A 22,963-nucleotide genomic window follows, 5' to 3' on the forward strand; every position below is an offset into this window, starting at 1 on the left:
TTAGAACCTCATTGGAGATCGACGACGATCACTTCGGCTTGATGATTCTCCATCCATAGCATTGCCAAGAACAACCTGGTCGCCCTCCTTCAAACCTGAGAGAATTTCTGCGTTCACTTTGTTGTTAATACCCACTGTCACGGGCTTTTGCACCACTTGGCCCTGTTCAAGCACTGGCACGGTATAGTTGCCTTTGCCGCCAGATTTTTGCAGCACTTGTGAAGGGACAATCAAGGTATTTTCCGATTGCTCAAGGACAATCGAAACTTGCGCAGTCATGCCGATGCGCAAAATACCTTGCGGGTTCTTCACATCAAATACAGCGTTGTAGTAAATGGCGTCGCTATCTGAAATGCTCAGATCGCTATCATCGCCATCCATGATGGTTGGCCCCGGCTCAATCGCGCGCAATGTGCCTTTAAACTGCTGATTCGGTTTGCCTAAAATGGTGAACAGCGCCGTTTGGCCTGGGTGAACAAAAATCACATCGGCTTCCGAAATTTCGGCTTTCACCGTCATCGTATCTAACTTGGCTAACTCGATAATAGTTGGCGTGGTTTGATTGGCGTTTACGGTTTGTCCTTCTTCCACCGCGGTGTAGACCACCGTGCCATCCATCGGTGCGTTGATGGTGGTGTAACCGAGATCTAACTGCGCATTGTCGACGTTGATTTTGGCTTTCTCGATTTCAGCATCCAGTTGCGCTAACTCAGCTTTGTAGATGGCGAGCGTCGCTTCGGCATTCTCGTAATCAGCTCGTGAGCTCGCTTTCGCTGCCAACATGCCTTTTTGGCGCACGTATTCATAGTTTGCTTGTTTAATCTGCGCTTGCTTTGCCTGGTACTGAGCGTTGAGACTATTAAGAGACGCTTGGGCTTCTTTGAGGCTGTTTTGCTGAGTCAGGCTGTCAATCTGTGCAATCAAGTCCCCCTGTTTTATCTCATCCCCTAAGTTCACAGCGAGGCGTTGAATTTGCCCAGATACTTGCGCACCTACATTCACCAATTTGGACGCTTGCAACATGCCGTTAGCTAATACCGCCTTTTCGATATTGCCTTTGCGAACGACTTCTGTCGCGTAAGGAGAAATGGGTTCTGGACGTTGCAGATAGTGATAACCACCAGCACCAATAGCAAGTAGGCCACACAAAACGAGCCATTTTTTATTGAGTTTCATAGCAGGAGTGAAGTAAATAATCGTTTTGATTTTATACTGCTATTTGTCTTAGCCGTACAGAGTACGATACGTAAAGATAGGTAAATTAACGTCAAGAAACTGAATGAATAACTTCACTAACGTGAAAAATCAGAGATATTATAGTCACTTCAAAACTTTATTATTCAATACGTATAGCAAAGACCATTTTTAATATAGAAATTCAAGTTATAAGTATTATAAACAAAACTTTTAAATATCAACAAACCAGTAAAAATCTTAACTTATTAAATATGCAATCCATTAAAATTTCATTATGGCCATTTTTAATTATTGAATTTCAAGAGGAGTTAAGTGGCAAGTTAAATAAAAAATACCCACATAACACAGGTAAGACCGAGAGGAGTGTGTCATGTGGGTTTAAAACGATAGTTCTCTTGCTGATTCGAACTACCAACGTTGGGATGCAATGGAAATACAAATGACTCAGAGTTTCCATCACGTACACTTTATCGCTGGATTTCCCTCTATTTGTTAGGGAACAGTCAGCACAATAAAAATAGAGAAGTAATACCGCAAAAATAAAAATAGAGGTTCAGGGTTTAATTTACACTTAAAATAACTACTATATTCACGCCATGAAGCATTAATAAATTCAACAATAAATATTTATTAAGTTAAATTTACTTATTGTCAGCACACTGTTAGTTTTACTCCTAAATACACTGGTCAGATTTGTTTATTTTACTAATTTTAGTTGCAATACAACTTCTAATTAATTCATGAGAAAAACATGCAGCGACAATTAACTCTTTCACCGATTTATTTATTAATCGGGTTAGCCTCCTCGACGGCGTATGCCGGTGGTTTTCAAATTAACGAACATTCTGCGACGGGTCTTGGTCGTGCTTTTGCTGGTGATGCCGTCATTGGTGATAATGCATCTGTAGTCAGCCGCAACGCCGCAGCGATGACGCTGTTTAAACAAAATGCCTTATCGTTCGGTGTCACTTACGTCAAACCTGACGTTACCGTTAAAAATGCGCAATATCATCGAGCTAACATTAATGCAGATGTCAATGTTGGTATGGGCGGTTTTCCTCCGTCCCCTCAAGTTGACATTACCCCGTCCTTCTCTCAAACCGTGACCGACATTGATGACGTCGATGGCGTTGGTCAACCAGCCGTTGTACCCAATTTTTACTTTATTCACCCTATCAACGACGACTGGTATCTAGGCTTATCGGCATATTCCAACTTCGGAACCGACATGGAGTTTAAACCAAACTATGGCGCACCTGTTTTTGGCGGTGTCACCAGCGTAGCGAGTGTCAACCTTGGCGCAAGCTTGGCATACAAGGTGAACGACCGTTTTAGTATCGGTGGTGGTATTGATGTGATTTACGGCTCTGGTGAGCTGTACCGCGATATGGACGTGGGTGTTTGCGTTGGTGGGAACATACTTGGAAACGAACTAGAACAACGCTGTGGATCCGTAAAAGGCAACGCACTTGATGTGGAAGCGGGCGGCATTGGGCTTGGTGCGAATATTGGCATGATGTACGAGTTTAACGAACGTCATCGCTTAGGTTTAAGCTACAAGCACAGCCCTAACATAAATGCCAAGGGCGACATCCACTTTGCTGGCGAATCGTACGACTCGCTTGCTATGCCGCTACCGGATATTGCGGAGTTTTCCGGTTATCACCGCGTCTTACCTAAATTTGCCCTGCACTATTCTGTGCAGTGGATTGGTTGGTCAGCATTTGACAGCTTGAAAGCTGATGATCAGTTGCTAAAAGATTTTCAGTGGCAAGACTCCGCGCACTACTCCATCGGTGCGACTTGGTACGCCAATGAACGTTGGACACTTCGCACGGGTTACATGTTCGACAAAACACCTGTCGATGAGCTGACTTCGCTTTCTATCCCAGATTCGAACCGTCACTGGTTATCTGCGGGGGCCTCTTACCAATGGTCATCAGATACCACGGTTGACATCGGCATGACGTACTTGATTGGTGAAGATGTCAACGTAGAAGAGTACGCGTATGAAGGTGTTCCTGCACCGATGGTGACGGGCGTTACCCATTCAAACGCGTTCCTAATTGGTGCCCAACTCAGCCACCGTTTCTAATTTGTCAGGCAGTGATCAAACCTCTAGGTCATTGCCTTGTAACAACGCTTATCGAAGCGACCGAACAGAGACATTATTATGAACAAAACACTACTTGCTTTTTCACTCTCACTTCTCACTCTAAGCGCGGCTCAGGCTTCTGAATGGGGCTATGGCAATGACAAACACGGGCCAGAGCACTGGGGAGAAATCGCCAAAGACTGCGCAACCACGAAAAACCAAAGCCCAATCAACATCGACAACCCAGCCGATGCAAAACTGGAAGCACTGAACCTTTCGTACACTGGTCAGGTCATTGGTTTAACCAACAATGGTCATACGCTGCAAGCGCAAGTGAACGGACGTAACAGCTTCACCATCGATGGCGAGACGTTCGAGCTGCAACAGTTCCATTTCCACACACCTTCAGAAAACCAAATCAAAGGCCGCCAATATCCACTTGAAGCGCACTTTGTGCACGCCAACGCAGATGGCGAGTTGGCGGTAATTTCGGTGATGTTTGATGCTGGCGATCAAAACGCAGCACTGTCTAAACTGATCAACGCAATCCCACAAGAGAATCAAACCACTTTCTTTAAAGATACGTTTGAGATTAAAGACTTACTGCCAAAAACTGCAAACTACTATCGATTTAACGGCTCTTTAACCACACCGCCATGTTCAGAAGGTGTGCGCTGGTTTGTGCTTAAAGACACTCAAACCTTATCCAAAGATCAAGCCGCGAAACTGATGGAAGTCATGGGACAAAACAATCGTCCGCTGCAACCGTTAAATGCGCGCGTTGTACTTTCTAACTAATCGCCAAATCCGATAAGGGGCATCGTATTTGCCCCTTATTTTGATTCGCTCTAACCTCACTTAGTTACAGGAACCCCCAATGAAAACTCCATCTGTTCTGTCACTCTTACTCGCACTCGCCCCGACACTCGCCTTCTCTCATAACCTTTCTGTCGGTCAAACTACCCCATCCGTCAGCATTGATACCTATGGCGAAATGACGCTGCAAGAAGACGATGTGGCTTATCAACCTTGGGCAACTCAGCTGATGTTAGGCAAAGTCCGTGTGATACAAGCCATTGCAGGTCGTAGTAAAGCCAAAGAGATGAACGCGCCGCTGATGTCAGCAATCACTGCCGCTCACTTTCCTGAAGATCAGTATCAGACCACAACCGTGATCAACCAAGAAGACGCCATCTGGGGAACCGGTACATTTGTAAAATCGTCGGCAGAGGACAGCAAAAAGACATTCTCTTGGTCTTCCATGGTGTTAGACAAAAATGGCGTATTAGCAACAACTTGGGATCTGCAGCAAGAAAGTTCTGCGATTATCGTACAAAATAAACAAGGCGAAATTTTATTCGTGAAAGAAGGGGCTTTAACTCAAGACGAAGTCACACACGTCATCGAACTGATTAAACAGAATATCTAAACCTAAGGTAAGGAAAAGCTATGAAACTGTTCAACACCATCGCACTCTGTCTTTTAGCGGCTGTAGCCTCTTTCCAATCGGTTGCAGGAGACAACGATTGGGAGAAGATTGCAGATAAGACCGTCAGTTTTAAATCGGAAACCGACACAGTCAATCCACTGTCACCATTTGCTAACGCTCGTTTCAGCCACATAAAAATCAAATGTACGCAAGGTACGGTCGATCTGAAAGGCGTTAAAGTAATCATGAAAGATGGTCAGGAAAAGACGTTCGACAGTTTAGGGGTTCTGACTAAAGGCATGTCATCAAGAAGCTTAAGCCTACCAACAAAAGATAACGCGAAGTTAGACAAAATCGAGTTGAACTATGAATCGGTTGGCAGCACTGCGCTGCAAGTCGCGGGGGTGACCAAAAAAGCGCAAGTGGAAATCTTAGGTAAGAAAATCGACGAGTAAGCGATGGCTCAACGAGCTCACCCAAACTAAAAACAGCGGCACTAGGCCGCTGTTTTCATTAAAAAATCGTCATGGATAACTAAATGAATTTCTTCAGCTTCGCCAAACCATAAGCGGCGATGGTGACACAATCTTTGATCGTGCTGTCGATCATCATCTGTTCGAACTCCTCAACAGAAAAAGCGCGAGTGATCAAATCCTCTTCTTCGCTGTCGAGTTGATTACCCACGTCCGTTAAATCAGTGGCGAAGTAGACGTGACATGTCTGATTCAAAAAGCCGTATGCGATAAACTGCGCGCCGACATACGCCATAGCGCTCGCCTGCATGCCCGTTTCTTCACGCAGCTCGCCTTTGGCAAGCTCAAGATGCTCCGCATCTGGATTTGATTCCCACGCCCCTTGTGGGATCTCCCAACAACGTTGACCTACGGTGTAACGGTACTGCTGAACCAAGTGAATCATCCCGTTATCGATAGCCAGAATCGCAGCACAATCAGGTTTGTCGACCACACCATAGATGCCCTCTGCGCCGCTCGGACGTAAAATTTTGTCCTCACGCACCGTCATCCACTTATTCTGGTAAACGACTTTGCTGTCTAGCTGTTTGATGTCTGACATGGTTATTCCTTGATTTTTCCGAGGGTTACTGCGGAATAATACCCGATTCGGTTACGCCACCAAAATGTTCTTTAGTTCACTCAAAGACTCAACGGTGTAATTTGGTGCGATACGCTCATCAACGCTTGCGCCTGTGGTATTTAACCAGCAAGTTTCAATACCAAAATTATTACCACCCAGAATATCGGAATGCAGGTTGTCACCCACCATCAGTACGCGCGTTTTGCATGGGTTGCCCATTTGCTGCATCGCGTATTCAAAAATACCTAAGTCCGGTTTTGCTACGCCCACTTGTTCAGAGATCACTACTTTATCGAAGTACTCAGTCATCCCTGTACGCTCAAGGCGAATCGCTTGCAACTCTGTAAAACCGTTGGTGATGATGCCCATTTTAGCTTTGCCTTGCAGCGCTTCCATCAGCTCTTTTGCACCTGGCAATAAGCTGCAAATATCGGCCATTGCTTCTAAAAATGCGCTATTGAGATCTGCTGTTGTGGTATTCAACTTCTCAGCCCACTCGGTAAAACGCTTATGTTTTAGCTCATCTGCCGTTACTTTGCCATCTTGGTAATCCACCCAAAGCGGTTTGTTTACGGTTTGGTAATGAGCAAAATCTTGTTCAGTAAAATCTACGCCTTTGCGAGAAAACATAAGCTGCAAACCTTTGAAAGCATCAAAGTGGAATAAGGTTTCGTCAGCGTCAAACAGGATCCAATCGTACTTCATTTTCTTCTTCCCAAAATCAAGTTCGTAATACTGGTGCATAGTCTAGATTGTTTTCTTCTTGAAGATAATCTCTATAATTGGAAATTAATTGTATCCTTGTGCTCAACAATAAATGCTTCACGATAATAGGAGATTGATGTGAACGCGATTGCCTCCCTGCCCGTTTTTGTTGCTGTTGTCGAATGCGGCAGCTTTTCCCTTGCGGCCAAACAGCTGAATCTGACGAAATCGGCGATCAGCAAACGCATCAACCAACTAGAAGACGATTTGGGCATTCGTCTCCTTAATCGAACTACGCGTAAGCTGAGCCTGACCGAAGCAGGAGAACGCTATTTTGAGTACGCTTCTCAAGCGCTCAATCTGGCCCAGCAAGGCGTGGACGCGGTATCGGAGCTGCAAGGATCTCCACAAGGTCGGCTCAAAATTACCGTGCCGATGTCTTTCGGTGTGCTGCATATCGCGCCTTTGATCAGCGAGTTTCTCGCTCGTTACCCGAAAATTGAAGTGGATTTAAACCTCGAAGACAAAATGGTCGATTTGGTTAAAGACGGTTTTGATTTGGGGATCCGTATTGGTGAACTCACCTCTTCCAATCTAATCGCAAAACGTCTCGCCCCTTGTAAAAGTGTGCTTTGTGCCTCACCAGATTACTTAGCGGAGTTTGGAACACCACAAAAACCAAGTGATTTAGTCGGTCACAACTGCCTGCGCTACTCCTATTTCCGTGGCGGCGTCGAATGGATGTTCATCAACAATGGCAGCGAATACAAGGTGCTTCCAAAAGGAAACTTTATCGTCAATAACAGCGAAGCCATTCGCCAGTTGCTGTTAAGAGGTTCGGGCATTGCGCAACTGCCGACGTTTATTGCAGGAAGAGACTTTGCCGCAGGAAATCTAAAACCGGTGATGGAAGAGTATTCTCTACCAGAACACGCCATTTATGCGGTGTTCCCTGAGCGCAAGCACATGCCGTTGAAAGTAAGAGCCTTTATCGATTTTATCAGCGAAAAACTCGGCACAGATTTACCTTACTGGGATCGTTACAACAGCCCAGAAAAATAACCATATTGATGATAAGTGAGTGAGATTTCACTACTGACATGTTCTGACATTCCATCCGCGTAACCTTATTTGGAACTCAACAGGCAATCCGCCAAAACCAATAAGGAATCACAATATGGAAACCGTTATCGAAACTGTGCAATTTCGTCTAACCACAGGCACAACAGAGCAAGACGTGATCGCCGCTGCCAAACAGTCACAAACGTTTGTGAAGAATCTGCCAGGCTTTTTGTATCGCTCACTCAGTCACGAAGCGACGGACGATGTGTGGACAGACATCATTTACTGGCGTTCAATGGACGATGCAAAACAGGCGGGAAAACAGCTTAAGCAAGCCGCTGAATTTCAGCCTCTGTTATCAATGATTGACTGCGAAAGCTTCGAGCTTAAACATCACAACTTAAAAATGTGCAGTGAGCTAGAGAAGTAATCAGCCGCACTACCACTAACAACCAGTAGGTCTAGATAAGGAACATCATGAGCAAATCAGAACGACTGTTTGAGCTACTGACGCTTTTGCGCGCAAAGCGTTACGCCGTGACAGCGAAAGAGCTCGCAGAAAGAATGGAAGTCAGCGAACGTACGATTTATCGCGATATTCAGTCGTTGCTTAGTTCTGGTGTTCCTATTCAAGGTGAAGCAGGTGCTGGCTACCTGTTGCAAGCTGGCTCTCATCTGCCGCCTTTGATGTTCTCAGAAAAAGAGATGATGGCGCTTGAACTGGGTATGCGGATGGTTCGAGCCTGGTCGGATGTTGAACTCGCCGAAGCGTCTCACTCTGCGTCCACCAAAATACTTTCGGTATTGCCCGATAAGCTCAAACAACAAGTGGAAGATTGTCCGCTGATTGTGCCCGATTATCACACCCAATCCGAGACTGCCAAACGAGGGCAGCTTCTGCGCCACGCGATTGATCATCAGTTTAAGGTCAGTTTGGATTACCAAGATGAAAGCGGACAGGTGACCGAAAGAAAAATCCAACCGTTAGGCCAGTTCTTTTGGGGCAAAGTCTGGACGCTGGTCGCCTGGTGCGAATTGCGCGATGACTACCGCCAGTTCCGCCTCGACCGTATCCAAGCACTGCGTATGCACGATGAAGAGTTTCAGAGTGCGGAAACCAAATCTCTCAAACATTATATTGCGCAGTATGAATCGAAAGATTGAGTGTTCTTCATCCTTCCATCACAAGGATTCTAAATTGCTCTGCTCAATGCGAGATATTTGGAAAGGCACATTTAGTTAAACTAATGTTTCATTTTTAACAGATGCGCAACCAACCTAAGATCGTTAACTTAAGTAGCACGTCAACCACACCGGAGCGTGAAGCTATGAAAGTACTGATTCAATACACCCAAGCAGGGAAATATCGAGATCAAGCGTGGGAGTCTTTAACTCTTCGATCTAAAGGTGATATGCAGGCCGTTACCCCTTCTTATGCTGCCCAACTTATCGAACAAAGCAAAGCGATACTTGTGATGACTGAGGAGCAACAAATCGTTATTCATCCATAACCGACTATTAGCCTTGTTTAACCAACCTTTGTTAGTTGTGCAAGGCTTACATCTCGCCATTACACGTTATCCATTTTATACACGACCAACTATATTTGGAGGTTGGCCTTAAGCATTTTTCCGAACATTGATGTTTGTTCGTTTAATCGTTCAACCTAGCTCAGGTGAAAAGCGAAAGTTACCTGATGTATCCCAAGAGGGGCCTAGGTGGTACCGCCTATTATCCTTCATAATAATATGGGTAATTATCATAAACTCTACAATGTTAGCACTTGTATTTTTTATCGCAGGTTTTTATCACTAGCAAATCATGTATGACCTTTACTTATCCAACCAAGTTTGATATCACACTTTAAATGTAAAAAATCACATTAACAATTTCATGCAAATAATAAATACATCAGCTAATTTGTAACTTTTTAAAATGAAAGTCTAGAATGCAAAAAATAAACCTTTTTAAATATAGTTTTTTGTTAGTATCTGCACAAACAAATTATTAGCTAGAGGTGCTCTGTGTCGGGATTATTTGAGTATAAAATAAAAACTCATGATAACTTATCATCAATTATATTAAACATGTATGGTGCTCCATATGGTAGCAAGGACTATCAGATGGTACTGACTCATATAATGACATTAAACAAGCATATTTCAGATCCTAACCGCATTAGAGCTGGCGATATCATTTGGTTATCAGCTCTACCCAAATCAAGCTCTCAACTTAAAACTCAAAGTAACAATGCGTTACCTCCTAAAAGTATCGCGAAGCTAGGGACCTACCCAGCGTCTAAACCTCAAATGCCCAGCTCTCCTCCCCATAAAGTTTTGCCTCCCAATCTTCTCAGCTACAATCAACCTCCAAAATCAATCTCAAATCAAGTTCCACCGCAACATGCTGACATGTTTTGGGCGTTGGCATGGTTAGAAAACAACGCCAATATGATTACTATTCCAGGAGGTACCTTGATGGGTGCTACAGGGAACTTGATGAGTAAAGGAAATATTAAGCTCATTGAGAACATCAACGACCTTTACGCAAACTATAAAAACGGAGTAATAAGTAAAGGACAATATGATGGTCGACGTAAAAAACATTTAGACCTACTAAAGAAAAATGTTGGCCCTATGGAAAAGCTGTTATTTGGCAACAAAACGACTCACCAGTCTATTCGCATAGCTCGAAGTGGAGGGTTACCTGCGAATGCTCATATAGTTAAACAAGCCGAAAAACTGAATAAAATAGCTCAAGCATCTAAAGTGGGCGGACATGTTTTAGTCGGTGTTGGTCTGACGGCTTCCTGCATTCAGATTGCGAATACACAAGACCAACATGAGAAGAATGAAATTTTTGTTGAGTCAATAACTAGCACAGCTGTAGGAATGGGTACCAGCGCGTTAGTCGGTCTATTTTTAGTATCAAACCCTATTGGCTGGGGGACTGCCATTGTACTCGCTGCCGGTTCAACGGCTGTAGGTTATGCATCCGGTAAAGTGGCAAAAAGCTTTTATAATTCAATTGAAAGCAAGCCAAACTTAGTCGCTAGTACTGGAATAGAGTCTATATGCAGCAAGTAATCACATTTCTTTTTTACACTTTAATGACTGGTGTGATTATTATTTTCTTACAAACCATTTTTATCGGTGTCATGCACTTTCTGATGCCGAAGGAGATTGTTGGGAACTATTTTAAAAAACCATATTTTAATGAATTTGAGCTTTCTTTATTCACAGGGTGGCCTTACGCATTTTTCCGAACATTGATGTTTGTTCGTTTAATCGTTCAACCTAGCTCAGGTGAAAAGCGAAAATTACCTAATATTTCTAGAGAAGTACCAAAATGGTATCGTTATTTGTCGATTCTATTACTGGGTATTATCATTGTTAACTCTGTTGTCGTTGCCCTGACTTTATCAATTGGTGCCGTTCTTTTAGCAATTGAGTGAGGAATTAACATTAAAATATAACGATGTACTCGACGAAGAGAGCTCAGTCTGAACTCTCTAATCGCCAGAGTTATTGCATACTAACCTCTACTCTTCTTCGTTGAGACGGCGAATCAACTTAGCTGGCGTGCCTCCGTATAGACAATCTGGCGGCACATCATGGTTGACTACCGAGTTCGCCGCAATAACCGAACGAGCACCAATCGTTACACCTTGGTTAATGACGGAGTTACCGCCAATCCACACATCATCTTCAATCGTGATGGGTTTACAAAACGTTTCCCAACGTCGGCGACTTCGGTAATCAACAGAATGAGAAGCGGTATACAATTGCACGCTCGGGCCAATGAGCACGTTGTTCCCGATGGTAATTTTGGCACCATCGAGCATGACCACGTTCATGTTGATAAAGGTTTCTTCGCCGATTTCGATGGTCTTACCAAATTCACAATGAAAAGGGGCCTGGACAATACAACGGCCTACCTTGCCAAATAGCTGCTTTTGCAATTCGTCGCGCTGACTTTCGTCGGTGTTATTATTGAGCGCTCTAAGTGCTTGAAGAGCATGGCTTCTAATGGCGTCAATTTCTTTGTCCATGCCATCAAAGACCTGGCCAGACATCATTTTTTCTAGTTCTGTCACTGGAAGACTCCTACAACCTGCAATTACTGCTTTCAGATTCTTCACAAGGTACGTGAACTGCGAAATAAAAAAAGAGAAAAGCCCGGACTTTTCTCTTTCCTGTTTTTATATTTTGTGGAGTCTGTCGGCTTACACAATTTCCCAGCTGTGGGTCATCTCAACACCTTCACCTAGCATTAAGCAAACCGAGCAGTATTTTTCTAGCGAGTCAGCCGCCACTTTTGCTACGACTTCTGGGTCAAGCTCGTCACCTGACACTTCAAAGTGGATATTCACTTGCGTAAAGATACGCGGCGCGGTTTCACGACGCTCTGTGGTTAGCTTGGCATTAACTGACGAAACCTTTTGGCCTGCTGTTTTCAAACCATCAACAACATCGACAGAGCTACAGCCACCAGCAGCCATTAGTACCATTTCCATTGGGCTTGGTGCGGTTGCACCACCATTGCCATCCATCACTACGGAGTGGCCCGACTGAGATTGCCCAAGGAATTTAAAATCTTCTATCCATTTAACTTCAGCTTGCATGATTTACCTCATTTAGCATCGCTTATTCAAGGCATCGTTGCCCTTACTAGCGGTGTGTTTCTTGTCGATACTTTAGCTCTATCGCATAAAAGGGCAACGGAATTTTCAACATTACTGTAATTTTTTCGCTCGGTTACCTTTCTCTATACGTAATACTTTTTATTTAAGTAACACTTTCTACAAAAATAACGATGAGGTAGCTATGAAGAATATGTCTAAGTTATTGGCCGGTTTCTCCTTCGCACTTCCAGTCTTGTTTCTACTATTGAGTAAAACAGGTACCGCCGATACGATGGATAAGCTGAAGGCTTCAGAGAATACAAGAATCGCAACGCTAGCTGGCGGTTGTTTCTGGTGTACAGAATCGGATTTAGAGCAACTGCCCGGCGTAATCGATGTTGTATCAGGTTATTCAGGTGGTCATATTGAAAACCCGACTTACCGCCAAGTCTCTTCTGGTAAATCTGGTCATATTGAAGTGATTGAGGTGAAGTACGATCCTGCTGTCGTGAACTACGAGCAAGTGCTGGACTACTTCTTCCGTCATATCGACCCTACCGACGATAAAGGTTCATTTGTTGACCGTGGTCCTCAATACCGTCCAGCGATCTTCTACCATAATGCGGAGCAAAAGCAGATTGCTAAGCAGTTTATGATGGAAATCGACAAGGCGATGATCTATCCAAAACCGTTGAAAACAGAGCTGATCGAGTTTGAAAAGTTTTACCCTGCGGAGTCGTACCATCAGGATTACTACAAGAAGAGTAGCTTGAAGTACAAATACTACCGCTACGCATCAGGTCGCGATAAATATCTCGACGAAGTATTTGGTGAAGATCGAAAAGAAAGTCCTAAAACACTTCGACAGTTGATTGAAGAAAAAAAGCTGCTTTCGAAAGTGAAAGCGTACAGTAAACCTGCTCAGTCTGAAATCAAATCAAACTTAACAGAGCTACAGTATTACGTGACGCAAGAAGAAGGCACGGAGCGTCCGTTTGATAATGAATACTGGGACAACAAAGAAGCGGGAATTTATGTGGATATTGTGACTGGTGAACCGCTATTTTCTTCTACTGATAAATACAAATCTGGCACAGGTTGGCCAAGCTTTACTCGACCAATTAACCCGGGTTACATCGTGGAGAAAACCGATTATAAACTGCTCTACCCTAGAACGGAGATCCGCAGTAAGTTTGGTGATTCACACCTAGGTCATGTGTTTAAAGATGGTCCGAAGCCGACGGGATTACGCTATTGTATGAACTCTGCTGCGATGAAATTTGTACCTGTGAACAAGATGGCGAGTTTAGGCTACGGCGATTACCTGTACCTATTTGATAAGTAGTTTTAACCAAATTAGGAGTGAACATTCAGCGCGATGAAAGGTTTTAAATCCAACCTTCCCATGAAAGTCTGTCCGGTCTGTCAGCGCCCATTTTCTTGGAGAAAGAAGTGGGCGCGAAATTGGGAGGAAATCGTTTATTGTTCTGAGCGTTGCCGAAGAAATAAATCAACGAAAACGTAGGTCACTCCGACCCTCTCTGGAGTATGTTATTTCATTTGTATTAACGTTTGTACGCGTTCTCTTACCAAGGTAATAACGTCCCATCATAAGCCCAAAACGCCCCGCTATCTTGCGGGGTTGCTTTTTCTATCAAGCCTAATAAATCCTTAGCAACTCGCTCTGGCGTGAACAACTTTCCCTCTGGGACATTGGTTTGAAAAGGTGCCGACAAAGCGGTATCTGTGGTGCCAGGGTGAAGTGAAAGCACCGTGCCATGTTTGACCACTCTTTGCCATTCGATCGACATGGTTTTTAGGAACATGTTTAATGCGGCTTTCGATGCTCGATAGCTGTACCAACCACCTAACTGATTATCGCTAATGCTGCCAACTTTGGCCGAAATGGTCGCAAACTTGGGTGCAGTACTGCGCTTTAGCTTGGGCGTGAAGTATTTCGCCAACAGCAAACTTGGCAAAGTATTAACCGTGATGGTTTGCTGAAAGAAGTCTGCGTCGAGCGAGCTAAGATTCTTCTCAGGACCTTTCTCTTGGGTGTGCAACATACCAACACAGTTCACCAACCAATCGACGTGTTCAATCTGCTCACTGAACGCTTTTACCTGCTCGTCTTGCGATACATCCACTTGATGCCAAACGACATTTGGGTGTTGCCAATCTGGTTGCTGCTTACGATAAGTGGCATGCACGCGAGCTTGAGGAAACCGAGCTGCGGCTTCTCTCACCATCGCCAAACCAATTCCACCATTGCCACCGACGATGAGTATTTCCATCACAAGTTCTCCACGTTTTCTATGTAGTGCTCTGCGGTATCAAGAATCGCTTGGCGTTGTTGTTCTTCCATGTTGTCCCAAGAGCGGAAAATCATCCCGATTCGTGGATTGGCTGCGAGGCGCTTGTCGTGTTTGTTCATAAAGCGCCAATAAAGGCTGTTAAACGGACACGATCCTTCCCCACTCCTCGCCTTATTGTCGTAATGGCAACCCTTACAGTAGTCGCTCATTTTGTTGATGTAAGAACCACTCGCCGCGTAAGGTTTGGTGCCAACAATGCCGCCATCCGCAAACAATGCCATGCCACGTGTGTTCGGCATTTCGACCCATTCAATCGCATCAACATAGATACCGAGATACCACTCATCCACTTGATCTGGGTCGATCTCGGTTAGCAAGCAAAAGTTACCAGTGACCATCAATCGTTGGATGTGGTGTGCGTAGGCGTAATCGAGGGACTGCCCAATCGCATTGCGCATACAAGCCATTTTAGTTTCACCATTCCAGAAGAAATCTGGCAGCTTTCTTTCTGCGCCCAATTCGTTGTTTTTCGGGTAATGAGGCATGTTCGCCCAGTAGACGCCTCGGATGTACTCTCGCCATCCTAAGATTTGGCGAATAAACCCTTCAACTTGAGAAATGTCGATGTCCGCGTTGGAATGAAATGCCTTGAGTGAAGCATCAATGACTTCTCTCGGGTGCAGTAATTTGCTGTTAAGCGAGAATGAAATTCGGCTGTGATACAAGCTCCACTTAGCGTCGTGCTGGCCTGTCATGGCATCTTGAAAACGTCCGAATAACGGCAGACAGACTTGGCAGAAATGCGCGAGTAAAGAGAGGCTTTGCGCGCGATTAATCGGCCACAACAAGTCCCCTTCGAGATTTCCGATGGTTTTGATGTCATGTCGTGCCAGCCGCTCAATAATGCCGTGGATGTCAGTACTGAACATCAAAGGTTGTGGCAGTTGTTCAATGTCTTTGGCTTTGAGCTTGTTACGATTATTGGCATCGTAATTCCATTTTCCGCCGACGGGCTTTCCGTCTTGCATCAAGATGTCGAAGCGCTTGCGCATACGGCGGTAAAAGTGCTCCATCATGATGTGTTTACCTTGAGGAAACTGCGATTCTATTTCCTCAAACGGCAACAAAAAATGTTCCGAGTCGACACAACGCGTCACGACCCCATCAAGCTTTAGTTTGGCTAACTGCTCCAGAAGACGGTATTCATCCGGGCGTTGATATTCAAACTTACTTGCACCAACTTCACTCGCGTAGTGTTGCAAGACTTGCTCAAGATCGTCGAAGGATTGTGTGTCATCCAACGTGAGGTGCAGAACTTGGTGACCTTCACTCTGACGCTCTTTCGCAAACTGTTCCATTGCGGAAAAGAACGCACACACTTTCTGAATATGATGCGTGACGTAAGTATTCTCTTGCTTGAGCTCCGCAATCAGGTAAAGCACTTGCTCATCCGGTTGCTGAAACCAAGAGTGCTCACTGTTAAGTTGATCGCCCAAGATCAATCGTACGGTTTCAAATTGCATTACGGTTTCTCCGATGACGAAGCTTTGTCACTGCTGCCCATCACAATCGGCCAATCGACCATGTCTACACTATCCAAATGCGCGCCAGGACAACGACCTTGCCACCTATCGATGAACTCCATGTGCGGGTCGTACATTTCGGTTTGCTTTTCGAGGTTGAATTGTCGTGAACCACGCGGATCAGCACCAACGCCTGCTAAGTATTGCCAATTTCCCCAGTTTGATGCCACATCGTAATCGACCAGTTGTGACTCAAAGTACGCCGCGCCATAACGCCAATCGAGGCCAAGCTCATGCACCAAACAACTGGCAACTAACTGTCTGCCACGATTCGACATATAACCCGTTTCATTAAGTTGGTGCATACACGCATTGACGATAGGAAATGGCGTTTCACCTTTCTTCCATTGTTGAAAACGGTGCGCATAAAAGCTGGTGAGTGGTGCTCGATTTTGGATGCCACCGAATCGGAAGAGCTGTCGCTTGTGTCGACGGGCATACCAATAAAAGTATTCACGCCAAAGCAGTTCGAAGTAAATCCAGTAGGTTGAATCATTTGCACCATTCTCCGCTTCATAACGTTTCAACATGGCATAAATAGTTTTCGGAGAAACGCACCCATGAGCTAACCAAGGAGAGAACTTGGTGGAGTAATCCATGCCATCTAAACCGTTGCGTGTTTGTTTGTATTCACTGGCTAGTGTGGAAGCAAAATACTGGCGACAATGTTCAAGCCCGCGGCTTTCTCCACCATGAAACGCAGCTTTTGCGTCAAAGTAATATGCAGTAACGGAAGGAAGATTCACACCTAAAGGAATTGGAGGTAACGAACGGATACTCTCGTGGGGCCGAGAGATGTCTAAACCTTCAACTTGCTTTCTAAACTGCGTGAAAGTGGTAGGCAGATTGCTCAAGTCAAATGGCAGTTGTTCTTCCCTTAACAGGGTCCGGATTGCTTGCTGTTTTATTTTTACATGAGAAGCGCCTTCAGCTACGCGATCTAACGCTTGTTGCTCATCCGAACCGGGAAAGGCGTCAGCATATATATGTGTGACGCCGAAGCGATTAACAGCATACTTGATTGCTTGATCGGGCGTTAGTTCAACCGCCCATAATCGCTGACCAAGGTGATTCAAAGATTGATTGAGTTCACTAAGCGATGAGTCGAGAAACTGCAATTTCGCGCGCCCGAAAGAGGCTTCCTGCGCAAAGTGATGCAAGTAAGGCGTCATTGAAGGGTAGCAATACAAGCAAATTAACTCGTCCATTTCTACACTGGCGCTTTTCAACAGTGGGTTGTCGTGCAATCGCAAGTCGTTCGTGAACCAATAAAGTCCTATTTTCTTTTTCAATTCGCACCCTCAGATGTTAATTCTTCGTCTACGAGTTCTTTTCACGGAGACCCTGACGTTAAGCCTTTTGATTTACTTGCTTTTATACGAAAACGAGAGTTTGACGATCATTAGGTTACTAGCGTTTACACGGAATCCATTTGCTGGATATCTCAAAACACGCAATACCACCAAATGCCTGTACATGTTTCATACTGATATTTTATAAAATTTGAATCCAACGGTATTGATCACGATCTTAATCACTCATTTTCTATATAAACCATGCAAAAGTGATAAAAATTAAAGCGACATTAGTTAATATCCGTTAATCTAAGCCCAATCCCATTTTGCTAGTACCATCGCAGAAATGACCGACGAGTTTAAGAAATCAACCGCTAATTTAAAAAAAGCGGTCCCACTGATGATCAAAAACCATGTTGCTGCCACGCCAGCCAACTACGCGCTTTGGTATACCTACGTTGACAAGACCATTCCAGAACTCAACTTTGAGTTAGACACGGTGTTAGAAAACTACGGTATTTGCCCGCCAGCAACCAATAAGCAGCTTTACAACAACTATGTGGCCAGCAAAGCAGAAACCAGCCTTGAAGATCTTAGAACCAATGTAGAAGTTCTGCTACATGAAGTATCCAGTTCAATGAGCGATACGATTTCAGATACTTCCTCCTTTTCTGAGATGGTAGACAAAAGCTTTAATAAACTGGAAAAAGTTGAGGACAATAGCCTAAGCATTGAAGAAGTGATGGTGGTGATTCGTCAACTTGTCGCAGAGTCACACGAAATTCGTCACTCAACAAAGTTTTTGAATAGCCAATTGACTAACGCGAGTGAAGAAATTTCTCGCCTCAAAAACCAATTGGCTGAAGTACAGCAAGATGCGTTGTTCGATGGTTTGTCAAACCTATACAACCGCCGAGCATTTGACAAAGATCTCTCTTCACTTATTGCATCAAATCAGGCAATGACCTTAATCATGCTTGATATCGATCATTTCAAATCATTTAACGATAATTACGGGCACCTTTTTGGCGATACAGTATTAAAAGCCATTGCCCGCCGGCTACAACAAAGCTGTCGAGATGGGATATGTGCGTACCGTTTTGGTGGTGAAGAATTCGCGTTAATTGTACCTAACAAATCTCTGCGAATTGCTCGCCAATATGCAGACACACTACGCCGCATGATAGAAAAACTGCGTATCAGAGATAAGCGCTCAGGCACACAAGTTCACAGCATTACCGCTTCTTTTGGGGTAGCAGAGTTTGAGCCGGGTGATACGCCTGAAGCCTTAATCAATAAAGCCGATAAACAGCTTTATGAAGCAAAACAACTCGGTCGTAACCGCGTGATGCCAATTTAAATAAACTGGCTAAGCGAAAACGACTTTTATGATGAAAAAGAAAACCCCGCGCTGTAAAGTGCGGGGGTTTTGTATCCAATCATGACTATCTTAATCGACGCTGTAACAGTAACTTAGAATGTAGTCGTCACCATTTTTTGCGGTATATTCTTTATCTTCACTGCATGCCATCGGCTTACCTTTTTTGTCGCCTTTGATTAGACTTATCCAATGGCGCATCGCGGTTGGTGCATTGCCAGTTAGTTCAGGATGAAACGTCGTGCGAGTTTCCAATTGAATATCATCAATGTCCACTAATTCCACGCAACCAGTGCCTTTATGACAGCCAAACAGCACTTCTACATGATTGCCCGAATCATCTTTAAACAAAATCGATTTTGGATCTTCCTTTTCACCAGTGTACGCCACGAAGTGTTTTGGGCTTTTCAGGCCGCTGTGTGTACCGTCTTTGAAATAAGCCAAAACATGGCGGTAATCAATCACGTAACTTGATACATCTTGGTGCGACCCGTTCTCCAATGGGAACATGCGGTCAAGCAGTTGCTTCGCTTTTACTTGTTTCTCACTCTGCTGCTCAGCACTTACCGCTTCGACGGCAAATACGGCTTCAGCGATAAATGGGCGTTGTTGTTGTTGCATCTCTTTTTTATCGAAGTTCAGCATATTCATCGTCATATCCTCGCACTTAAAAACTCGTCCTAGAGTAAAAACTTAAATCCTTTATTTAAGTTTCAGGCAATTCTGTGAAGTGGATGGTTAATTTCCTTGCCTGCTCATTATGTAGACTAGCGAAATATTGACTACAATTTCACAACAAAAATTTTACAATGTGAATTTTACAAAATGTCTGTGTCAAAAAGCCTTATTCGTCAGTCTCATTTTCTTGGTACGAAAATTCGCAACCTAAGAAAAAACAACCATTTAACGATGGAAGATTTGTCTGCCCGTTGTGTAAGAATTAATCCAGAGTACGCTCCTTCGGTTTCTTACCTTTCGATGATTGAGCGCGGAAAACGCGTACCGAGTATCGATATGCTCGAAGTGATCGCGGAAGTTTTTCAAAAAGATCCGGCGTGGTTTTTAGATGATGAACCCGAATTAGAAGCCATCACACCCAACAAAGGAAATCGTGGCGGGATTAGTGGCATGGCGTTGGAGCCGAGCTTCCTGTTTTCCAATGATATTCTTCAAATCGCGATACCAGAAATGCTGTCTCAAACCGGGATCACAGGTCGTCAATTTGCTCACTTGCTGATCCGTGCGCACCAAGAGAACCATCAAAACCATTTTCCTGATTTAGAGCGCGCCGCCGAAGAGGTCGGCTTGAAGCGGTTGAATCTATCTGTAGAAGATCTCGTAGACATTGCAAAGAGTATGGGATTGGATATCCGCTGGGTAGATCGAGCGCCACAAGATGTGATTGATGAACTGGGCGTCAGCGCCAAACAGTTGATTACGTCTTTCATGGAGCCACCTGGGACTATTTATCTCAATAAACGAATGCGTGACTATCCAACCCGATTGAAGTATGACTTGGCGGTATATATCGGCCATCGAGTGCTCCATAGCAGCGATGCAATGAATAACGTTTTATCTATCGGGCATCAAAACAATTGGGAGCAAATGGACAGCCCTGTGTCTAACTCTGAACTCAATTCGCAAGATATCCTGCAAGCTTGGCGTGATTTTGAGTCCAGCTTCTTTGCCGGTGCCCTACTCTGCCCCAAAGTACCCTTTCGTCAGTTGCTTGACCGTTCTGGTTACGAGATTGATGTTCACAAAAAGGCGGGAGTTTCTCCTTCTGTTGCAATGCGTCGCATGACGGTGGTCTCGCCTTACCCTCATTGGCACTATTTTGATGCCTATGGCCCTGGCAAGTTAAAAGCCGTGTATCGCGGAAATGGTATTCCATTGCCTTGGGGCAACATGCGCAAAGTGAACGACCCTTGCCAGCACTGGGCGGTATTCCGACGCCTTTCCCAGCCTTTGGATACAAGTTCAGCGCAAATTTCGATTTTAAATGTTGGTGACGAGCCACGTATCTACTGCTGCGAATCGGTCAACGTATTTGATCCTGCGGGGAATAATCGGGTGCTATGTGCCGGTATTGATCTTAACCCTGCCATTTCTGCACAAGGTGGCGATGCCGTTTCCATAGCGGAAGAACTTAAGTCCCTTTGTGTCGCTTCCGGCGGAAGTAGTGTTATTCCTCCCCACATCAAAAAAGACTTAACGACTATCGCTAAGATATTAAACATCAACTGGATAGAGCGCGGGATTCAAACCCAAGCAAGGTTGATCTGCTCCAGAGGTGCGGTTTGTCCAAGACAACCTAGTTGTTACAGCAAGTGCGGAGAAGCTGATGAGACGGGCAACGATGTGAATATCATCGGGCTTTAGAAAGAAAAAACGCCAATCACAATAAACGTGATTGGCGGTATATACTTGTGAACAATTTGTATTCACTAACAACGTCAGTTGGCTAGGTGACCCTCGGCTTAATAAGGGTCACTCTAAGTAAAGCACGATGCGTGCCAACTTTAAAAAAGCCGTTTTTTAATAGATCCAGATGCATATCGTTGCTTTATTAACCATTAATTTCGCAAACTGCATTTGCAAAATGCAACATTATGCAAATATGCCACTTAATGCACTGCTAATAACGACTCTCTCAGCAAAGTGTCTGTGAACATATGAAGTCACATATTCTTGCACCTCAATGATGATGAGATTTCGGGCTCCCAACTTTACCATTCCTCTAACCCCTTATTGAAACTGGGTTCAGGCTCATCCGCCATGCTTTTGTTGATACATTCTCTCATCGGCTATTTTCATCATTTGCTCAGGAGATGACATTTTCGGGTCAAATATCGCGTACCCAATACTGGCTTTCAAATAGATAAGCGTTTCATCGTAAATGACGGGCGTCGAGCATAGCGCTAATCGAAGTTTTTGTAGAAGGGACTGAACATTTTCTTCCGTTCCTGGGTGATGAACTACAACTAAGAACTCATCACCGCCCATTCTGGCCACGATGTCTGATTTACGCAGAGAGCTTTTTACCCTTTCAGCCGTAGCGATTAAAACTTTGTCACCTGCGTCGTGACCATAGGTGTCGTTAATGTGTTTAAACCTATCTAGGTCAATATTAATTAAGGCGAAGCTATAACGCTTTTTATAACGTTTCGCTATTTCGAACTGCTGCTTGTAAAACTTCATAAAATAGCGACGGTTTGGTAAATTCGTGAGTTCATCGTGTAAAGCTCTGTCATCTGCAATGGTATACAGTCGATAAATGGCGAACAGCGCGAGGCTAAGTGCGAATATAATGGGATAGCCGATTACTCTAGCTAAATGCAACTGATGCCAAGAGATTTGGCGATCAGCTTTGCCTCCAGAGAAAACCACCATACTCCACCCACCATAAGGAAAATGAACCATCTCTTTTGCATATACCATGCTATTTACACTTTGCGCGCCAAAGAAAGCATCACCAAATGAGCCACCGCTATCGTAACCACGGATCATTAAAGGGTAACGATACGAGAAATCAATTACGCCGGTTTCTCTCATCAGAGCATCGAAATCAATCACCGCACTGATCACTCCCCAGTAGTCCTGATTCATTGGAGGATCAAGAAAAACAGGCACACGCACGATCAAACCTCGGCCACCTTGGATCAATGTAACGGGCCCTGCGATGAAAATTTCTTGTACATCCTTGGCTTTTTGCACCTGTACCCACTGCTGTGGCACTGCGCGGTAATCAAGGCCGATTAGGCGCTCATTACCTTGGCGTGGAAATACATGACTAATTACATCATTTTTTGCGATACCGATGATTGTAATATGTTTACTTTTATTTAGGATTCGGTGAGCGGCAATACTCAATTCTTCTTCTTGATTTTTAGGAAGTAACGTAATGAGTGTCGCTAAAGTACTGGCTTTGTAGATATCCGCCATAAGTACCGCTTCCAAATTGGAACGGAGAATGGAAAGTTGTTCTTTGGCCTCAACTTGAACTCGCTCTTTGTGAAGCTCTTGCTGGTTTCGATTTAACAGCTCGATAACCCCAATACACAAAGCGAAAAAGGTGAGGAAGAACAATGCAAAATAGCATCGCTTTCTGGGTAAATAACGCATTTTCTCCCCACAACTCGTATACAACTACGAGATTTTTTATTTATTGTTAAAATTATTATT

The 22,963-nt window shown here is 44.3% G+C and carries 24 protein-coding genes; 14 read left to right on the forward strand and 10 right to left on the reverse strand.

Annotation, left to right across the window (positions count from 1 at the left end):
* Positions 1-1,176, reverse strand: coding sequence for an efflux RND transporter periplasmic adaptor subunit (locus R7F64_RS09890; RefSeq protein WP_085569216.1), 1,176 nt, complete (start codon positions 1,174-1,176; stop codon positions 1-3).
* 772 nt (positions 1,177-1,948) lie between these two features.
* Between R7F64_RS09890 and R7F64_RS09895 the strand changes: the two genes are divergently transcribed.
* From R7F64_RS09895 to R7F64_RS09910, 4 genes are all read left to right on the forward strand, one after another.
* Positions 1,949-3,292 carry an OmpP1/FadL family transporter gene (locus tag R7F64_RS09895; protein WP_301577303.1) on the forward strand — a complete coding sequence of 448 codons (1,344 nt, stop codon included), beginning with the start codon at positions 1,949-1,951 and terminating at the stop codon, positions 3,290-3,292.
* A 78-nt stretch (positions 3,293-3,370) separates the two neighbouring features.
* Entirely contained in the window at positions 3,371-4,090 is a 720-nt protein-coding gene (locus R7F64_RS09900) for a carbonic anhydrase (RefSeq protein WP_213885411.1), read from the forward strand.
* Between the two features lie 79 nt (positions 4,091-4,169).
* Positions 4,170-4,721, forward strand: a complete 552-nt coding sequence (locus R7F64_RS09905; RefSeq protein ID WP_318071650.1) for a YtfJ family protein — start codon at positions 4,170-4,172, stop codon at positions 4,719-4,721.
* A 20-nt stretch (positions 4,722-4,741) separates the two neighbouring features.
* Positions 4,742-5,176 carry a hypothetical protein gene (locus R7F64_RS09910; protein WP_318071651.1) on the forward strand — a complete coding sequence of 145 codons (435 nt, stop codon included), beginning with the start codon at positions 4,742-4,744 and terminating at the stop codon, positions 5,174-5,176.
* A gap of 79 nt (positions 5,177-5,255) precedes the next feature.
* Here the strand turns inward: R7F64_RS09910 and R7F64_RS09915 are convergent, their stop codons facing one another.
* Together R7F64_RS09915 and yjjG are read right to left on the reverse strand one after the other, a co-directional pair.
* Complete coding sequence (locus tag R7F64_RS09915) at positions 5,256-5,795, reverse strand: NUDIX hydrolase (protein ID WP_318071652.1); 540 nt, start codon at positions 5,793-5,795, stop codon at positions 5,256-5,258.
* A gap of 51 nt (positions 5,796-5,846) precedes the next feature.
* Entirely contained in the window at positions 5,847-6,521 is a 675-nt protein-coding gene (gene yjjG / locus R7F64_RS09920; RefSeq protein ID WP_005374109.1) for a pyrimidine 5'-nucleotidase, read from the reverse strand.
* 138 nt (positions 6,522-6,659) lie between these two features.
* On the opposite strand from yjjG, the gene R7F64_RS09925 reads away from it, so the two are divergent.
* The 6 genes from R7F64_RS09925 to R7F64_RS09950 all read left to right on the forward strand — a co-directional run bounded on the left by R7F64_RS09925 (position 6,660) and on the right by R7F64_RS09950 (position 11,037).
* Positions 6,660-7,583 (forward strand): LysR family transcriptional regulator, encoded by a 924-nt coding sequence (locus tag R7F64_RS09925; RefSeq protein WP_053307145.1) that lies wholly within the window; start codon positions 6,660-6,662, stop codon positions 7,581-7,583.
* A gap of 115 nt (positions 7,584-7,698) precedes the next feature.
* Entirely contained in the window at positions 7,699-8,013 is a 315-nt protein-coding gene (locus tag R7F64_RS09930) for a hypothetical protein (protein WP_104973374.1), read from the forward strand.
* A gap of 47 nt (positions 8,014-8,060) precedes the next feature.
* Positions 8,061-8,747, forward strand: a complete 687-nt coding sequence (locus R7F64_RS09935; RefSeq protein ID WP_318071653.1) for a YafY family protein — start codon at positions 8,061-8,063, stop codon at positions 8,745-8,747.
* Positions 8,748-8,911: 164 nt separating this feature from the next.
* Complete coding sequence (locus tag R7F64_RS09940) at positions 8,912-9,094, forward strand: hypothetical protein (RefSeq protein WP_064369688.1); 183 nt, start codon at positions 8,912-8,914, stop codon at positions 9,092-9,094.
* A gap of 513 nt (positions 9,095-9,607) precedes the next feature.
* Positions 9,608-10,669 carry a glycine zipper family protein gene (locus tag R7F64_RS09945; protein ID WP_241669997.1) on the forward strand — a complete coding sequence of 354 codons (1,062 nt, stop codon included), beginning with the start codon at positions 9,608-9,610 and terminating at the stop codon, positions 10,667-10,669.
* Positions 10,657-11,037 carry a hypothetical protein gene (locus R7F64_RS09950; RefSeq protein ID WP_005374128.1) on the forward strand — a complete coding sequence of 127 codons (381 nt, stop codon included), beginning with the start codon at positions 10,657-10,659 and terminating at the stop codon, positions 11,035-11,037. The genes R7F64_RS09945 and R7F64_RS09950 overlap by 13 nt, the downstream gene beginning before the upstream one ends.
* 87 nt (positions 11,038-11,124) lie before the next feature.
* On the opposite strand, the gene R7F64_RS09955 is transcribed toward R7F64_RS09950, so the two are convergent.
* A complete protein-coding gene (locus tag R7F64_RS09955; RefSeq protein ID WP_318071654.1) occupies positions 11,125-11,679 on the reverse strand; it encodes a sugar O-acetyltransferase in 555 nt (184 codons plus the stop codon).
* Positions 11,680-11,808: 129 nt separating this feature from the next.
* Positions 11,809-12,207: an OsmC family protein gene (locus R7F64_RS09960; RefSeq protein ID WP_005374132.1), complete on the reverse strand. Its 399-nt coding sequence runs from the start codon at positions 12,205-12,207 to the stop codon at positions 11,809-11,811.
* A gap of 202 nt (positions 12,208-12,409) precedes the next feature.
* Here R7F64_RS09960 and msrB point away from each other — a divergent pair, with 202 nt between their 5' ends.
* On the forward strand, positions 12,410-13,552 hold the full coding sequence (gene msrB, locus R7F64_RS09965; protein ID WP_005374134.1) for a peptide-methionine (R)-S-oxide reductase MsrB: 1,143 nt from the start codon (positions 12,410-12,412) through the stop codon (positions 13,550-13,552).
* 33 nt (positions 13,553-13,585) lie between these two features.
* Positions 13,586-13,732, forward strand: coding sequence for a DUF2256 domain-containing protein (locus R7F64_RS09970; protein WP_005374142.1), 147 nt, complete (start codon positions 13,586-13,588; stop codon positions 13,730-13,732).
* 61 nt (positions 13,733-13,793) lie between these two features.
* Here the strand turns inward: R7F64_RS09970 and R7F64_RS09975 are convergent, their stop codons facing one another.
* From R7F64_RS09975 to R7F64_RS09985, 3 genes are read right to left on the reverse strand one after another with little or no spacing between them, the layout of a single operon-like run.
* Positions 13,794-14,501, reverse strand: a complete 708-nt coding sequence (locus R7F64_RS09975) for an SDR family oxidoreductase (RefSeq protein WP_017819732.1) — start codon at positions 14,499-14,501, stop codon at positions 13,794-13,796.
* Complete coding sequence (locus tag R7F64_RS09980; RefSeq protein ID WP_005374147.1) at positions 14,501-16,045, reverse strand: cryptochrome/photolyase family protein; 1,545 nt, start codon at positions 16,043-16,045, stop codon at positions 14,501-14,503. The genes R7F64_RS09975 and R7F64_RS09980 overlap by 1 nt, the downstream gene beginning before the upstream one ends.
* Positions 16,045-17,397, reverse strand: a complete 1,353-nt coding sequence (locus R7F64_RS09985) for a DASH family cryptochrome (protein WP_005384162.1) — start codon at positions 17,395-17,397, stop codon at positions 16,045-16,047. The genes R7F64_RS09980 and R7F64_RS09985 overlap by 1 nt, the downstream gene beginning before the upstream one ends.
* 349 nt (positions 17,398-17,746) lie before the next feature.
* Here R7F64_RS09985 and R7F64_RS09990 point away from each other — a divergent pair, with 349 nt between their 5' ends.
* Positions 17,747-18,760, forward strand: a complete 1,014-nt coding sequence (locus R7F64_RS09990; protein WP_005374150.1) for a GGDEF domain-containing protein — start codon at positions 17,747-17,749, stop codon at positions 18,758-18,760.
* A gap of 90 nt (positions 18,761-18,850) precedes the next feature.
* Here the strand turns inward: R7F64_RS09990 and R7F64_RS09995 are convergent, their stop codons facing one another.
* Positions 18,851-19,429 carry a malate synthase gene (locus R7F64_RS09995; protein ID WP_005374156.1) on the reverse strand — a complete coding sequence of 193 codons (579 nt, stop codon included), beginning with the start codon at positions 19,427-19,429 and terminating at the stop codon, positions 18,851-18,853.
* A gap of 174 nt (positions 19,430-19,603) precedes the next feature.
* On the opposite strand from R7F64_RS09995, the gene R7F64_RS10000 reads away from it, so the two are divergent.
* Positions 19,604-21,160, forward strand: a complete 1,557-nt coding sequence (locus tag R7F64_RS10000; protein WP_005384164.1) for a DUF3612 domain-containing protein — start codon at positions 19,604-19,606, stop codon at positions 21,158-21,160.
* 387 nt (positions 21,161-21,547) lie between these two features.
* On the opposite strand, the gene R7F64_RS10005 is transcribed toward R7F64_RS10000, so the two are convergent.
* Complete coding sequence (locus tag R7F64_RS10005; protein WP_021035911.1) at positions 21,548-22,903, reverse strand: diguanylate cyclase; 1,356 nt, start codon at positions 22,901-22,903, stop codon at positions 21,548-21,550.
* Positions 22,904-22,963: the final 60 nt, after the last annotated feature.

The organism is Vibrio sp. Vb1980 (assembly GCF_033338615.1).
Classification (GTDB): domain Bacteria; phylum Pseudomonadota; class Gammaproteobacteria; order Enterobacterales; family Vibrionaceae; genus Vibrio; species Vibrio alginolyticus.

Bases quoted from the DNA above. Each gene is read 5' to 3' on its own strand.
- R7F64_RS09890 (WP_085569216.1), bottom strand. From the start codon at position 1,176: ATGAAACTCAATAAAAAATGGCTCGTTTTGTGTGGCCTACTTGCTATT.
- R7F64_RS09895 (WP_301577303.1), top strand. From the start codon at position 1,949: ATGCAGCGACAATTAACTCTTTCACCGATTTATTTATTAATCGGGTTA.
- R7F64_RS09900 (WP_213885411.1), top strand. From the start codon at position 3,371: ATGAACAAAACACTACTTGCTTTTTCACTCTCACTTCTCACTCTAAGC.
- R7F64_RS09905 (WP_318071650.1), top strand. From the start codon at position 4,170: ATGAAAACTCCATCTGTTCTGTCACTCTTACTCGCACTCGCCCCGACA.
- R7F64_RS09910 (WP_318071651.1), top strand. From the start codon at position 4,742: ATGAAACTGTTCAACACCATCGCACTCTGTCTTTTAGCGGCTGTAGCC.
- R7F64_RS09915 (WP_318071652.1), bottom strand. From the start codon at position 5,795: ATGTCAGACATCAAACAGCTAGACAGCAAAGTCGTTTACCAGAATAAG.
- yjjG (WP_005374109.1), bottom strand. From the start codon at position 6,521: ATGAAGTACGATTGGATCCTGTTTGACGCTGACGAAACCTTATTCCAC.
- R7F64_RS09930 (WP_104973374.1), top strand. From the start codon at position 7,699: ATGGAAACCGTTATCGAAACTGTGCAATTTCGTCTAACCACAGGCACA.
- R7F64_RS09935 (WP_318071653.1), top strand. From the start codon at position 8,061: ATGAGCAAATCAGAACGACTGTTTGAGCTACTGACGCTTTTGCGCGCA.
- R7F64_RS09940 (WP_064369688.1), top strand. From the start codon at position 8,912: ATGAAAGTACTGATTCAATACACCCAAGCAGGGAAATATCGAGATCAA.
- R7F64_RS09950 (WP_005374128.1), top strand. From the start codon at position 10,657: ATGCAGCAAGTAATCACATTTCTTTTTTACACTTTAATGACTGGTGTG.
- R7F64_RS09960 (WP_005374132.1), bottom strand. From the start codon at position 12,207: ATGCAAGCTGAAGTTAAATGGATAGAAGATTTTAAATTCCTTGGGCAA.
- msrB (WP_005374134.1), top strand. From the start codon at position 12,410: ATGAAGAATATGTCTAAGTTATTGGCCGGTTTCTCCTTCGCACTTCCA.
- R7F64_RS09970 (WP_005374142.1), top strand. From the start codon at position 13,586: ATGAAAGGTTTTAAATCCAACCTTCCCATGAAAGTCTGTCCGGTCTGT.
- R7F64_RS09975 (WP_017819732.1), bottom strand. From the start codon at position 14,501: ATGGAAATACTCATCGTCGGTGGCAATGGTGGAATTGGTTTGGCGATG.
- R7F64_RS09980 (WP_005374147.1), bottom strand. From the start codon at position 16,045: ATGCAATTTGAAACCGTACGATTGATCTTGGGCGATCAACTTAACAGT.
- R7F64_RS09990 (WP_005374150.1), top strand. From the start codon at position 17,747: ATGACCGACGAGTTTAAGAAATCAACCGCTAATTTAAAAAAAGCGGTC.
- R7F64_RS09995 (WP_005374156.1), bottom strand. From the start codon at position 19,429: ATGAATATGCTGAACTTCGATAAAAAAGAGATGCAACAACAACAACGC.
- R7F64_RS10000 (WP_005384164.1), top strand. From the start codon at position 19,604: ATGTCTGTGTCAAAAAGCCTTATTCGTCAGTCTCATTTTCTTGGTACG.
- R7F64_RS10005 (WP_021035911.1), bottom strand. From the start codon at position 22,903: ATGCGTTATTTACCCAGAAAGCGATGCTATTTTGCATTGTTCTTCCTC.